Genomic DNA, 14499 nt, shown 5'->3' with positions numbered 1-14499 from the left:
AATCCGGGTTTTCGCAGTCTTTTAACTGCCGAGAATACAATTACCCATGGGCGCTTAGCACTGAAATTTACTTTGAATTCCGCCTATCGACGGCAATTCCGCCTCCGCGTACTTCTTAAAGAAGAAGGCTGAGTGGGCTAGACGGGGGAATGAGAGGCAAGAGTGCCTTTGAATTGGGCGCAGACGAGGTAAATGGCGGAATGAGAGGCAAGAGTGCCTTTGATTTCGGCTGGAGTGGCTAGACGGGGGAATGAGAGGCAAGAGTGCCTTTGAATTGGGCGCAGACGAGGTAAATGGCGGAATGAGAGGCAAGAGTGCCTTTGATTTTGGCTGGAGTGGGCTAGACGGGGGAATGAGAGGTAAGAGTGCCTTTGAATTGGGCGCAGACGAGGTAAATGGCGGAATGAGAGGCAGAAGTGCCTTTGAATTTGGCGGGAAAGAGCTACATGGCGGAATGAGAGGCAAAAGTACCTTTGATTCCGGCGTACCCGGCCTAGATAGTGGAATGAGAGAGGAAATTACCTTTGAATTCGTCACGTATGAGCAATAGGGCGAATTGAGAGGTTGCGCTTGTCTCCCCGTTGTACCGCTCCCAAGGGAAGAGGGCGGCGCTTATTGCGCGCCGCCCGCATGGCTGGCATCGCTACAGCGGCAGATTATCCGCCGCCAGCGTTACAATCCTGTACTCATAAGCGCCGAGCGTAAGCGGCCCGGCTTCGAGCACGGTCCCTGTCAGGGCGTCCTTGCCGCTGCGGGGCAGGGTGACGCTTCCGCCCAGGCCATCCATATTGACGATGGCCCATAGCTCACGGCCCTCCTGGAGTCTTGGGCACACAAGGGTGCCCGGACTGACATCGCTGCGCAGCACAACGCCCGCCTGCTGTGAATAATGGTCTATGATCCCGCGCAGCAGGGAATCACCCTCATCCCCTGCGGCGGGGAGCGAGCCGAGCATGACAACGGCGCCTTGCCCGTAAGGCTGCTCGGTCAGGAAGGCCAAGCCCGGCGTCAGCCCCTCCGTAATGGTTCCCATGCTGGAAGCCCCTCCGGCAAGAGGCTCGAACACCGCACTCCACAGGGACAGCCCGGCGGAGAGGCCGAAGGCCTGCCCGACTGTTCCGGTGCCTTCCATCGGATAGATGTACCTGGTCTTCACTCCGGCTGCGCGTTCCAGCTCTCCCAGACCCGCCTCCGTGTGAATGGTATGCTCTCCTGTCCGTCCTCCGCTCAGAGGACCGGCAATCCAGATGCCCCCTGCCGCCGCGAAGGCCAGGGTCTTCTGCAGGAATTCCGGGGATAAATAATGGACGAACGGCGTGAACAGCAGCTTGTATCCGTCCAGGCTGCCGCCTTCCGGCACCAGATCGCGGTGAATCCCCATCTGCAGCAAATGATTGTAGAAATTGCCCAGCAGGCTGCGGTAGTTCAGTCCCCGGTGCGGCTCGGTGGTCAAGAACACCTTGGCCCGGTCCGAATATGTAATTGCCGCTTCGGCCTGTGCAGGCTGGCTTGCCAGCATAAGGCGCTCGATGTCCCGCCGCGCCTGCCCGGCCTTCAGCACATCGCCGTAGCCTGCCGCCGGCTCTCCCCAGGCGCTCAGGATCGAGCTGTGTGTCTGCTCGCTCCCGGAACGCTGCTGGCGCCAGAGCCAATAACAGAATGCGCCCGCCCCCAGAGCGTAAGCCGCGACGGCTTCCGCAACCAGATACCCGCGCGGATGCGGCGCGGCATAGTTCTCCAGGGAAGCGGCGAAGGAAGGGCTGGTCTCCAGCAGCCAGAAGGGCTTGCCCGGCTTGAAGCAGCGCCACAGGTCGCAGTTCAGCAGATAGGCATGCCTGTTGGCCTGCGAGGCATAGGTATCGTACGCGGCAAAATCCAGATTGCGGTACAGCCGCTCATTGTCCAGGTGGAACGCCACGCTGCTGTTATGGGTAATGGGCGCAGCGGAGCTGCGGCGGATAATGGCCGCCTGCTCATCCGCGAATTCGGCAAGCTTCTCCATGGAGAACAGGCGGTACATGGTCCGCAGCGAGGAATTATGGAGGAAGGGGACGGGTCCGGGCTGAGGCACCTGGTCAAAGCGCTGGTAGCTCCCGCTCCACACCGCTGTTCCCCAGGCGGCATTCAGCGCTCCGATGCTGCCGTAGCGCTGCTCCAGCCACTGATGCCACAAATCCCTGCAGGCCCCGCACATGCATTCCGCCACATGCGATTTGAACTCATTGTCCAATTGCCACGCCGTAAGGCCCGGGAGCCTGCCGAGCTCCCGGGCCAGATGAGCTGTAATGATGGCGGCGCGCGAACGGAAATGCGGATGGTTCGTGCAGACATGCTGCCTTGCCCCATGTCCCATCACAGTTCCGTTCTCATTCACAAACAAGCGCTCCGGATGGCCGTGGGTCAGCCAGACGGGCGGCGCCGGCGTAGGTGTGCACATGATTGTATCAATCCCGGCAGCATGGAGCATGCCGATATATTCGGCAAAGGCTCCAGTCTCAATCCGGTCCTCCTCCGGCTCCACACTGGACCAGCAAAATTCCCCGATCCGCACCAGATTGATTCCGGTTTCCTTCATTATTCTGATATCCTCTTCAAGTATGCCGCGGTCCCACAGCTCGGGATACCATGAGGCCCCATAGTATAATTTCTCCGCCATTCTCTTCTTCCTCCTTACGCCCATAAATACACGAATACACCCTTGCCGCTCTTTCGCTGCGCCATCAGATGCCATCGGATAATACAATCTCAGAGAAGGCTTCCCATCTCCTGAAAGCCCTCCAAATCTCCAGACCGGGCACCGTAATTTCAGGATATATAGAGTGAACTTAAGAATTCATCTTGCTCACTGGCGGAATCCCTGTTTCCCATGGATTGGGTCAGTCAGTTGGCCATCATTCTTAAGTTCAGCTTATATAGATCAGGGGAAGCATAGGCTGCCGCCCTCCCGGCCCGCAAGAGTAAAGATTTGCGCGGTTTGGACTTTTTTGATCAGGAGCGCTGTTGCTGCTGCTGCAGATCGGGTCAAAAAAGTCCGGTTGCCGGAAAATGCAAGCCCCAGCATAATAGGAGTCGCCAAGGGTGTATATGATGATGGAGGTGAAATGGATGAAGCAAGCGGGTGCTCCAGGTCTTGCCGGCAGGGATATACAGGCCCTGACCTACAGGGAAAGGCGGGATAGCCGCTGGAGACGGCTGAGACGGGATAAGTGGTTGTATATTCTGCTGACTCCCGGCCTGCTGTATTTCCTTATTTTTAAATATGTTCCGATGTGGGGAATCCTGCTGGCGTTTAAGAATTATCAGCCGTTCCTGGGATTTTGGAAAAGTGATTGGGCGGGCTTTGAGCATTTCCGGATTTTTTTCCAGAATCCCGATTTCTTTATGCTGCTGCGCAACACGCTGGTGCTGTCGTTCTACAATTTGGTGTTCTTTTTTCCGGCGCCGATTATTCTGGCCCTGCTGCTCAACGAAATCCGCCTGTCTTTTTACAAAAAAACAATCCAGACCATGATCTACGTGCCGCATTTTATCTCCATGGTGATTGTGGCCAGTATGAGCTATGTATTCCTGACGACGGAAGGCGGAGCGGTTAACGAATTTTTGTATACGTTTACAGGCAGGAAAATTGATTTTCTGTCCAATCCCGACTGGTTCCGGCCGCTGATTATTCTGCAGACCATCTGGAAGGAAACCGGCTGGGGGACGATCATTTTTCTGGCGGCGCTGGCCGGAGTCGATGTGGAGCAGTATGAAGCAGCCGTGGTGGACGGGGCAAGCCGCTGGCGGCAGATCTGGCATATCACGCTGCCCGCGATCCGCAGCACGATTATTATTCTGCTCATTCTGCGCATGGGCACGATTCTGGACAACGGCTTCGAGCAAATCTTCCTGATGATGAATGCGCTCAACCGCGAGGTGGGGGAAGTGTTCGATACCTACGTGTATGCGCTCGGGATTACCCAGGGAGCATTCAGCTACAGCACGGCTGTCGGGCTGTTCAAATCCGTCATTGGCGTAACGATGGTGCTGGGTACGAACTGGCTGGCCAAAAAATTCGGGGAATCCGGACTTTATTGAAAAGATAAGGGCCGTTTCTACTTGAAAGGAGTGAATAATTGCCATGGCAAAACGGTATAAAAGCGCCGGAGAAACCGCATTTGACCTGTTCAACTATGTGCTGCTTGGTACAATCGGCGTGGCGGCCCTGCTCCCCTTTTTGTTTGTGGTTGCGGGTTCCTTTGCGACAGATGCCGAGATTACCAGACGCGCCGTATTTCTGATTCCGACCACGATCTCGCTGGATGCATACCGCTTTATTTTCTCGACTGACACCATTATGCGCAGCATCGGGATTTCCGTGTATGTAACGGCGGTGGGGACCGTGGTAAATTTGTTTTTTACAGTGACCATGGCTTATCCGATGGCCAAGCGCAATTTGATGGGACGCAATCTGATTCTGAATCTGATTATTTTCACCATGCTGTTCGGCGGCGGGATGATTCCGACCTATCTCGTGATCCGGGAGCTGCACCTGCTGGATACGCTCGGCTCGCTCATTCTGCCCGGAGCCATCAGCGCCTTCAATCTGATTATCGTCAAAAACTTCTTCCAGGAGCTGCCGCTGGAAATGGAGGAGGCCGCGCGGATTGACGGGTGTGCGGAGCTGGGGCTGCTGTGGCGGATTGTTCTGCCCCTCTCCAAGCCGGTGCTGGCGACCTTTACACTGTTCTATGCGGTAGGACACTGGAATAATTTCTTCTCGGCCCTGCTCTATATCAACGATCCGGGCAAATGGCCCTTGCAGGTCATGCTGCGGCAGATCGTTATGCTGTCCCAATCGGCGGCGGGCGATATGAGCTCAATGGACCCGAATTTCGTACAGCCGCCGGAGCAGTCGATCAAGATGGCCGTTATTGTAGTCGGGACTCTGCCGATTATGTGCGTCTATCCGTTCCTGCAGAAGCATTTTGCCAAAGGGGTGATGCTGGGCTCCATCAAGGGTTAGCCTGGTCCACTCGATATAAAAGATACAAGGGAGGCTTATCATGTCCACGATAAAAAGGAAGCGTTCAGCAGCTTTGAAGCGCTGGTTGTTATTGCCAGTTGCTGCTATTATGGTTATAACTGTATTTTCCGGTTGCTCCGGCAATAATTCCGCGAGCTCCCCGGGCCAGGAGGAAGCCGGAGGGAGCAGTACGGGTGAGCAGGCGGATTCCCCGCTTGCGCTGACGCTCATGCTGCCGATTTTCAAGACAAATTACCCCAAGGATGGCAGTCCCGTCGCTGCGGAGGTGGAGAAGCAGACCGGAACCAAAATCCATTTTGAATGGGTTCCAAATGCTTCCTACGCAGATAAATTCAATATCACCCTGGCCTCGGGCAAGCTGCCGACGATCATGTATGTGGCTGATGTGAAGGCATCCAGCTTTGTCAACGCTGCCAAATCAGGTGCTTTCTGGGAGCTTGGGCCTTACCTTAAGGATTATAAGAATCTGGGCCAGTCGAACCCGGTAATTCTCAAGAACTCGGCAATTGAAGGGAAGAATTACGGCATTTACCGCGGGCGGCCGCTGGGACGCAACGGCATTGTGTTCCGGTCGGATTGGCTGGAGAAGGTGGGGCTGCAGACGCCGCAGACGGTGGATGATTTCTACAATATGCTGAAGGCCTTCAAGGAGAAGGACCCGGACGGCAACGGCAAGGACGACACCTACGGCATGGTGCTGGTGAAATGGAGCGGCCAGTGGGCCAGCGGCTTCGATACGATCAAGCTGTGGTTCGGCACGCCGAACAAATGGGGCATACAGGACGGCAAGCTTGTGCCGGAGCATCAGTACCCTGAATATTTGGAAGCGCTTAAGTTCATGAAAAAGCTGTATGACGAGAAATTGATCAACTCCGATTTCGCGGTCATGGACAGCGGGAAGTGGACGGACCCGATCGTCAATAACAAGGCGGGAGTCATCGTCGACGTGATCGACACCGGAGCGCGGATCGACGACAAGATCCATGCCGCACTGGTCAAAGAGGGCAAGGATGAGCCGGATAAGCATTTTGTGGATGTGACAGGCGGCGTCACCGGGCCGGACGGCCAATTGCACACCCTGCCGACCTCCGGCTTCTCCGGAATTCTGGCCATTCCCAAATCGGCGGTGAAAGACGAGGAAGGGCTGAAGGAGATTCTTACTTTTCTGGACCGGCTGAATGAAGAGGATATGCAAACCATGCTGAGCTACGGGCTGGAAGGACAGCATTACAAGCTGGCGGACGGGTTCGTTGAGGTGTCCTCCGATACCGTTCTCCTGGAGTCCGAGGTGGAAGGGCTGAATCAGATGCTGACCTTCATTCCCGAGACAATCGCCAAACAAGTGAAGCAAACCCCGCTGCGGATCAAGCAGGAAGAGGTTATCAAGGCGAATGAAGCAAATGTCGTGGTCAATCCGGCCGAAGCCTTCATTTCAAGCGTCTATTCGCTGAAAGGCTCCCAGCTGGACAATATTATCAATGATGCGCGGATCAAGTTTATTGTCGGCCAGATTGACGAAGCGGAGCTGCTGTCGGCGTTCGAGGTCTGGAAGAAGACCGGCGGAGATGACCTGGTCAAGGAAATGAATGAGCTGTACGCAAAGGCTGAACAATAGGCGCTTAGCGGCTTGAGCCATCCGGCGGGCAGCGTCTGGGGCGCTGGGCGGATAACGTTCGGCTGCACTTCAATTCTACCGATTTGGCTGGTGAGAGCATGGTAAACGGAATGGTGGCGAGATGGAAGCGGTACGGCGAAGAAAGGTCAAAGGGAAAGGGCAGATATTACCGGAAGAATCTGATTCTTGTTCTGGCGGTGTCCTCGATCCCCGGTTTTATTGTCGGCGCGCTCATCTACTGGATGGCGGTAGGCAATATGGAGAGCGAGCTGCTGAAGATGCATAACCGGCAGATTGAGCAGCGGGCGGCCAATATCGGGGAACAGCTGGGGAATCTGGAGCTGATGCTGGCCCACTGGGCGTTCGATCCCAAATTTGATTACAGTCTGAAGGATCTGGATGCCGCCGTAAACTATGAGCGGGCCTGGGATATCACGAAGACGCTGCTTGTCATGCAGGGGTCGAACACAATGGTGAAGCGGGTGGAGCTGTACCTGTCCGGCGGGGAGCCGCTGCTCTTTAATCCCGAATACGGAAACGTGGAGAATGCCGCCGTGTCCGGCCAATACGACAGGCTGCTCCGCACCGGTCAGAGCACGTACTGGACCCAGTGGGCATTTGACCCGGCCCGTCCGGAGGCCAGGGAGCTTACCCTGGTGCACCATATTCCAGGCGGCAACCTGAAGCCCTTTGGGGCATTGCTGCTGCGGATGGACCCGGAGAAGGTGGCCGGTATGCTGAAGACCATGACTCCGTATAACAGCGGTGAGACCTTTATGCAGCAGACCTTCGGTCCCTTGTTCATCTCTGCAGGCAGCAGCACCGGACAATCGCCATTCGTAGCCGCACTGCGGGACGAAATCCGGAAGCGGGGGGCCGAAGAAGGCTCGTCCTTCCTCTTTGACTGGAACAATGCCACCTATGCGGTTACCTTCGGCGGGTTCTCGCGGATCGCCGACGAGTGGATGTATGTATCCGCTTCGCCGATTACCAGCATTACCGCGCCGGTTGTCTTCATTTCACGGCTGATCTTCCTGGTCAGCGCATGTGCGCTGCTGCTGTCGGCGCTGTTGTCCTGGTTCGCCTCGCGCCGGATTTATTCACCGGTCCGCCGGCTGCTGCAGACGCTCATGCCCGAACAGGCTGCCGCCGGGAGGGAGGATGAATTCAAGCTGATTGAAAAGCAGTGGCAGACACTGCACGGACAAAGCCATGCGCTCCAGTACACCTTGGCCGAGCAGCTTCCCCATGTGAAGGAAAGCTTTCTGCACCAGCTGTTCAAGGGGTATCTGTACGCCTATTCCGAGGCGGATTTGCGGTGCCGGATGAAAAGGTTCAAATGGGAGGTGGAGGACTGCCATTTCATTGTCCTCTATATTCAGCTTACAGGAATTTCCAGTCTGGAGGGGAAGTTCCGGGGAGGAGACGAGAGCCTGGTCTCCTTCGCGGCCGTCAACATTATCGCGGAGCTGTCCGCCGAGCATTTCAGCCAGGCTGACGTGGTTAATTTTCATGACCTGACCGCCGGGCTTTTGCTTATCCAGCCTGGTGCCTGTCCTGCTGAGTCAACAGTGCACAGCTTCAGTGAGGAGCTGGCGGGAATGATTAACCGGATGCTCAACATGCGGGTCACGGTGGCGTTCAGTCCCCCTGCCGGGAGCATATCGGCCATTCCTCCGGCTTTTGAAGCTGCCAAGCAGGCGGCCAGCTACCGCCAATTCGGCGGAGAGAACCAGATTATCCATCTGGATCAGTATGCCGGGCAAGGGCAGGCTGCGCCGGATACCCAATATTCGTTCATGCTGGAGCGGGCGCTGATTCAGGCGCTGCGCAGCGGCGACGCCGGGGAAGCGGACCGCCTGCTGGAGGAATTTCTGGAAGCGCTCTGCGCCGAAGGGGCCAAGGCTATCGATGTGCAGCAGGGGATGCTCCATCTGCTCGGCACCATCCAGCATATGATTATGGATTCGGGCATCCACCCCAACCAGCTGTTCAAAGGGGTAAATATGTACGCCGCACTCTCAGGAATTCATGAGCCGAAGCTGATTCTCTCCTGGTTCCGGGAGAAGGTCGCGGCCCCGTTCCTGAAGGAGCTGTGCGAGCGCTCGGATGCCGGAATCAAGCGCACCATCGCACTTGCCATGCAGTACATTCAGGAGCATTACATGGACAATATTTCACTGGACAGCTGTGCGGATTACACCGGAACGAACCCGTTCCTGCTCAGCAAATCCTTCAAGCGGGTGACCGGCCAGAACTTCATCGATTATCTGACCGGTCTCCGGTTGAACAAAGCCAAGGAGCTGCTGCGCGATACGGACATGCGGATTAATGATGTCGCCGACCAGGTAGGCTACCAGCACAGCTATTTCAACCGGATTTTCAAGAAGCAGGAGGGCATAACGCCGGGCCGCTACCGTGAGCTGGGCCATCATGATTGAAAGGGCGGATGATATAACATCACTTAGCGAATGCGGCGTCCCATAAGTTCCTCCCCCATGTCAACAAGGGGCTTGCGGGGTACGAGAGGCTGCACCAGGCCCGGAAACAACGGCGGAACTGCCGTTGCTGGAGCGGCTCAGGCCAGATTGCCCGGAAACAACGGCAGAACTGCCGTTGCTGGAGCGGCTCAGGCCAGATTGCCCGGAAACAACGGCAGAACTGCCGTTGTTGAAGCAGTTCAGGCCAGATTGGCCGGAAACAACGGCGGAACTGCCGTTGTTGGAGCGGCTCAGGCCAGATTGCCCGGAAATAACGGCAGAACTGCCGTTGTTGAAGCAGTTCAGGCCAGATTGCCCGGAAACAACGGCAGAACTGCCGTTGCTGAAGCAGTTCAGGCCAGATTGGCCGGAAATAACGGCAGAACTGCCGTTGCTGGAGCGGCTCAGGCCAGATTGCCCGGAAACAACGGCAGAAATGCCGTTGTTGAAGCAGTTCAGGCCAGATTGCCCGGAAACAACGGCAGAACTGCCGTTGCTGGAGCGGTTCAGGCCAGATTGGCCGGAAACAACGGCAGAACTGCCGTTGTTGAAGCGGTTCAGGCCAGATTGGCCGGAAATAACGGCAGAACTGCCGTTGTTGGAGCGGCTCAGGCCAGATTGGCCGGAAACAACGGCAGAACTGCCGTTGCTGAAGCAGTTCAGGCCAGATTGGCCGGAAACAACGGCAGAACTGCCGTTGTTGAAGCAGAGCAGCTGGCTAGTAGCTAAAGTGCTCAAGCTTCCTCTCCCATAGTTACCGACGGGCTTGCTTACACAGCAAAGGCACACACTCTTCCCCTGCAAGGGGGTCGCTTCCCAATAGCCTTTGTGGTTCGCAAGGCAGTGCAAATGGACCGAAGCGCTTTGATTTACCTTATTTTCCTTTAGGATTCTAACCACGGGGAAAGAACTTCTGAACGTTATACTATATAGATTGAACCGGAGAACCTGAACAAGCTGATGGAACTCAAGGAGGTTCATAGGGAACGGAAGCGAAGTGTAAAAAGTAACACTAATGGGCTGGAATTCTGGCGGCAACGGGCTTTAGTGGGATTTTGTACACTTCATGGAGGGCTACTCCCCTCATACGGCTGATTTCAGCCGGATTAGTTGTGCTTTTTCCCACTAGGGATGATCCAGTATCCGAATGCGCTACCTTAGGGGTCCTTTTTACCACTAATTACGGCTGGAGAAAAAGCGGCGGAAGGGGATTTTGGAACTGTAGGAGCGGAAGCGTCCGCCTTTGTCTGCGGATTTCCACCGCGAACAACGGTATTGAATCAAGAAATCTGCAGGGCGGGCAGCGGCCGGAAGTCCAAACATTCTCTGGAGTCACGACCGAGCCTAAACTATAACAATCACAAGTTCAATCTATATAGTGCCGAATTTCCTATTTTTAGCGGCAGCTGTATCTGTCCGGCTATAAATGGTAAATGGCGAAAAGCCTTCTTTTTCAAGAATGCTGTCCATTTAGATGTACCGAATACAATTCAAGCGTTTTTTGGACACAAGCATGGTTGCACGAGATGCAGCGATTCCAAATCACTGAAAACAATGTAAAAGGGAGTTGATTTCATTGTCCACGGACTTGCCGATTACCTTGCACTGGCTGCAAAAGCCCGCGGTACCCGCAGGCGTCACCTGGGGGGTTCCCTGGTCCAAAGGCCGGCTGTCCCGCAGCGCGCTGGACACATTGTGTCTTGACGCGCCAGGATCTGCACAGCCTGTTCCGCTCCAGAGCCGGGCTGCCGCCTTTTGGCCGGATGGCAGCGTCAAATGGTCGACCCATTCGGCAGTCTTTACGGCTGCGGATGATTCGCAGTACGAGCTGAAGCAACTGCAGCACGGGCAACCGCATTACGGGCAACTGCAGCACGGGCAACCGCAGTACGGGCAACTGCAGCACGGGCAACCGCAGCACGGACAACCGCAGTACGGGCAATCGCAGCACGGGCAGCACGGGCAACAGCAGTACGGGCAACAGCAGTACAAGCAACCACAGCACGGGCTGAAGCAATCCCCTGTGTCGTCGGATGTTGGCGGGGGTGCAGCGGTATCTGTAAGCGAGACCGATGATGCCTTTATTGTCGATACCGGGGCCATCGTGTGTACGGTCAATAAAAGCGGAGCCGGGCTGATCCGCAGCATTGTGCGCGTTGGCGCAGCGGAAGCGGACATTAAAGGAGAGGCCGGGAGTGAAGCCGGGACATCCGCCGGAGCGGGAGCGTCTTCTTCTGATCCGGGAGTTCGCAGAGCACTGAAAGAGCTTGAAGCTGCCGGAGGGATCGAGCTGTGCAGCGGCGGCGAACTCATCTGCATCCGCGAGTGTCGCGGCGCGGTCTCCGGCATGCTGACCGTGCGCGAGGAGCGCTTCACCGGAAGGACGCTGAGGGCGGTCCTGGAGCAGGACGGACCCGTGCGTGCGGTGGTGAAGCTGGAGGGCCGGCACCGCTCGGCGGCAGGGACGCGCGAGTGGATTCCCTATACGCTGCGGCTGTATTTCCATGCCGGACTGGAGTCGATCCGGCTCGTTCACACCTTTCATTATGACGGCAATCCGCATGAGGATTATATCAAAGGGCTGGGAATCGCTTTTACCGTGCCGCTGCGCGGGGCGCAATACAACCGCCATGTCCGTTTTGCCGGTGACAGCGGCTGGTTCAGCGAGTCGCCCAAGCTGCTGCATACCCGCCGGACGAAGGGCAAATACCGCGATTTGTTCACAGAGCAGACGGAGGGGCATGCAGTGGCGTTCGATCAAGCGGAGGATGCCTGTTTCCTTGGGCTGCTGGAGGATTCGGCTGTCTGGGACAGCTTCAGGCTTGTGCAGGATTCCGCTGACCATTACGTGATCCGGAAGCGGACGGGGGAAGACTGCGCCTGGATCAAATCGGCCGAAGGCCGCCGGGCCGGAGGGCTTGGCTATGTCGGTTCGGAAGGCGGCGGGCTTGCGGCCGGAATGAAGGATTTCTGGCGCAAGCACCCGTCCGGGCTGGAGACCGGAGGGACCTCAGGCGGTGCCGCAGTCCTCACCGTCTGGTTCTGGTCGCCGGATGCTGCGGCCATGGACCTGCGCCATTATGATACGAGGACGCATGTGGAATCGGCTTATGAAGGTGCGGAGGAGCTGCGGGCGACGCCTTACGGCATCGCCAATACCAGCGAGCTGACGCTATGGTGCACCTCGCAGACTCCGGGCATGGAGCTGCTGGACAGGATGCGGGAGGAAGCCTCGGCCCCTTCATTGCTGGTCTGTGAGCCGGCTTATTATCATGCAGCGGGCGCTTTTGGATACTGGAGCCTGCCGGACAGCAGCACGCCGGTCAAAGCCCGGCTGGAGGAGCGGCTGGACGGTATTATTGCTTTTTACCAGGAGGAGATTGAGCAGCGGAAGTGGTACGGCTTCTGGGATTACGGCGATTTCATGCACAGCTATGATCCGGTGCGGCATGTCTGGAATTATGATCTGGGCGGCTGTGCCTGGCAGAATTCGGAGCTGGTGCCGAACATGTGGCTGTGGGTGACATTTCTCCGCTCAGGCCGGGCCGATGTGTTCCGCATGGCCGAAGCCATGACCCGGCATACGAGCGAGGTGGATGTGTATCATTTTGGCGAATATGCCGGACTCGGCTCCAGGCACAATGTCGTACATTGGGGCTGCGGCTGCAAGGAAGCGCGGATTGCCATGGCCGGCCTGCACCGCTATTACTATTACCTGACCGGCGATGAGCGGACCGGCGACATCATGGACAGCGTCAGGGATGCGGATTACAGTACCGTTGCGCTCGATCCGATGCGGGCCTATTTTCCCAAAGATGAATTCCCGACACATGTGCGGGTAGGTCCGGACTGGGCGGCCTTCAGCTCCAACTGGATGACGCGCTGGGAAAGGTTCGGGGATACAGCCTACCGTGACAAAATCCTGACCGGCATCGGCTGCATCAAGTCGGCGAATCTGCGCCTGCTGTCCGGGCCTACCTATGGCTATGATCCGAAAACGGGCATCCTGACGGGGATGGGCGACGACAACTGGGGGCGGCATCTGGCCATCAGCATGGGCGGACCGCAGGTCTGGTTCGAGCTGGCGGCGATGCTGGAGGACCCGGAGTGGGAGGATATGCTGGCCGAGTTCGGCGTATTTTACAATCTGCCGGAGGAAGAGCAGCACAAGCTGAGCGGCGGGGCCATCACCGGCAAGCTCCGCTTTGAGCATCCGGTGCTCAGCGTGGCGATTGCCGCCTTCGGCGCCTATTACCGTAAAGATCCAGTTACGGCGGAGCGCTGCTGGGCCATATTGCTGGGCAACCCCTTTGGCCGCGTCAACCTCCGGGAAGAGGCGGAGCGGGTGACCTATGTGGGAGAGCTGAATGAAATCGACTGGATGAATACCAATGAGGCGTCGCAGTGGTCGCTCAATACGATTATCAGCCTGGAGCTGATTGGAACGGCCGAGCAAGTGAGGTAGGAAGTGTAAGGTAAGGGCAAGTAGGAGGGAACGCAGGGTAAGGCAGCGTAGGAAGGATCGCAAGGCAAAGAAAAGTAAGGGGACCGTAAGGCAGGTAGAGTAGGAAGGAAAGTAAGGTAAGGGAAGTTGGAGGGAACGTAAGGTGAAAGTAAGGTGAGGAGTGTAAGCTGAGGCTGGAAACGTAAGCGTAAGTGAAAGTAGGAGGGGCCGCAGAGTAAGTAGAGTAGAAGGTAACGTGAGGGAATAGTAGGAGAATGCGTAAGGTAGAGTAAATAGGAGGATGCGTAAGCTAAGGTAGGCAGGAGCGGTGTAAGGTAAGGGAAGTCGGAGGGAGAGTAAGGTAAAAGTAAGGTGAGGAGTGTAAGCGTTACTACTTAGGTACCCATATAGTGCATTTTGTACCAATTGGGATTTGAAACACTACATGTAGATGTTTATCGGGTCGAGTTGCCTTGAACGTAGGTGCAAACTCAAATTTAAGTAGATAAAAAACACAACATAAAGTATTTAAGTAGCCTTTAAAATCAAAATGTTGTACCTAAGTAGTTACGTGTAAGCTCCAACTAATTCCTGCGGCAGGAAGAGGAATTCGGAATGAAAATTAGGAGGAGTAAGAGAAGCCCGGGAAAACAATCTTTATAGTGTGATACACGTGAAATAAGGAGAGCGGCTGGGTTTGAGCTGAAGGCGGAGTGGAATTAGTACACTTAATCAACCATGGCCTGGCAGCCACCGTCGGTCATGAAAAACAGATGAAGACAGAGTGCGTATTTGGTAAAATGGTGTTGTGGATCAGAGGTCGATAAAATATTGGTGAGAAATCCCGACACTTAATCTGACCGGCTGCAACGACGAGAAACGCCGAGTGTTGCCACGAGCACGTGTATAAAATTCCATCTCTTTAGGTTGCATG

At 56.1% G+C, this 14499-nt stretch carries 8 protein-coding genes; 7 read left to right on the top strand and 1 reads right to left on the bottom strand.

From position 1 onward, the window contains the following. The first annotated feature begins 250 nt into the window (after positions 1–250). Positions 251–550 (top strand): hypothetical protein, encoded by a 300-nt coding sequence (locus tag HYD27_RS30265; RefSeq protein WP_219221504.1) that lies wholly within the window; start codon positions 251–253, stop codon positions 548–550. A gap of 93 nt (positions 551–643) precedes the next feature. Here the strand turns inward: HYD27_RS30265 and HYD27_RS30260 are convergent, their stop codons facing one another. Further along, positions 644–2656 (bottom strand): beta-galactosidase, encoded by a 2013-nt coding sequence (locus HYD27_RS30260; RefSeq protein ID WP_219221503.1) that lies wholly within the window; start codon positions 2654–2656, stop codon positions 644–646. A gap of 449 nt (positions 2657–3105) precedes the next feature. Between HYD27_RS30260 and HYD27_RS30255 the strand changes: the two genes are divergently transcribed. From HYD27_RS30255 to HYD27_RS30230, 6 genes are all read left to right on the top strand, one after another. Continuing rightward, on the top strand, positions 3106–4077 hold the full coding sequence (locus tag HYD27_RS30255; protein WP_219221517.1) for an ABC transporter permease: 972 nt from the start codon (positions 3106–3108) through the stop codon (positions 4075–4077). A 43-nt stretch (positions 4078–4120) separates the two neighbouring features. Further along, positions 4121–5005: a carbohydrate ABC transporter permease gene (locus tag HYD27_RS30250; protein ID WP_219221502.1), complete on the top strand. Its 885-nt coding sequence runs from the start codon at positions 4121–4123 to the stop codon at positions 5003–5005. Positions 5006–5045: 40 nt separating this feature from the next. Continuing rightward, on the top strand, positions 5046–6641 hold the full coding sequence (locus HYD27_RS30245; RefSeq protein ID WP_219221501.1) for an extracellular solute-binding protein: 1596 nt from the start codon (positions 5046–5048) through the stop codon (positions 6639–6641). Positions 6642–6739: 98 nt separating this feature from the next. Beyond that, on the top strand, positions 6740–9082 hold the full coding sequence (locus HYD27_RS30240) for a helix-turn-helix transcriptional regulator (RefSeq protein ID WP_228745433.1): 2343 nt from the start codon (positions 6740–6742) through the stop codon (positions 9080–9082). Positions 9083–9154: 72 nt separating this feature from the next. Next, positions 9155–9850 carry a hypothetical protein gene (locus HYD27_RS32270; RefSeq protein ID WP_228745432.1) on the top strand — a complete coding sequence of 232 codons (696 nt, stop codon included), beginning with the start codon at positions 9155–9157 and terminating at the stop codon, positions 9848–9850. An 847-nt stretch (positions 9851–10697) separates the two neighbouring features. After that, positions 10698–13586 (top strand): exo-rhamnogalacturonan lyase family protein, encoded by a 2889-nt coding sequence (locus tag HYD27_RS30230; protein ID WP_228745431.1) that lies wholly within the window; start codon positions 10698–10700, stop codon positions 13584–13586. Positions 13587–14499: the final 913 nt, after the last annotated feature.

The sequence above is a fragment of the Paenibacillus sp. S150 genome (assembly GCF_019352175.1).
Taxonomy (GTDB): domain Bacteria; phylum Bacillota; class Bacilli; order Paenibacillales; family Paenibacillaceae; genus Paenibacillus_AQ.
Note: the sequence above shows the minus strand (reverse complement) of the source record. Positions and strands in the feature narration are given on the sequence as shown.

Bases quoted from the DNA above. Each gene is read 5' to 3' on its own strand.
- HYD27_RS30245 (WP_219221501.1), top strand. From the start codon at position 5,046: ATGTCCACGATAAAAAGGAAGCGTTCAGCAGCTTTGAAGCGCTGGTTG.
- HYD27_RS30255 (WP_219221517.1), top strand. From the start codon at position 3,106: ATGAAGCAAGCGGGTGCTCCAGGTCTTGCCGGCAGGGATATACAGGCC.
- HYD27_RS30240 (WP_228745433.1), top strand. From the start codon at position 6,740: ATGGTAAACGGAATGGTGGCGAGATGGAAGCGGTACGGCGAAGAAAGG.
- HYD27_RS30250 (WP_219221502.1), top strand. From the start codon at position 4,121: ATGGCAAAACGGTATAAAAGCGCCGGAGAAACCGCATTTGACCTGTTC.
- HYD27_RS30265 (WP_219221504.1), top strand. From the start codon at position 251: ATGAGAGGCAAGAGTGCCTTTGAATTGGGCGCAGACGAGGTAAATGGC.
- HYD27_RS30260 (WP_219221503.1), bottom strand. From the start codon at position 2,656: ATGGCGGAGAAATTATACTATGGGGCCTCATGGTATCCCGAGCTGTGG.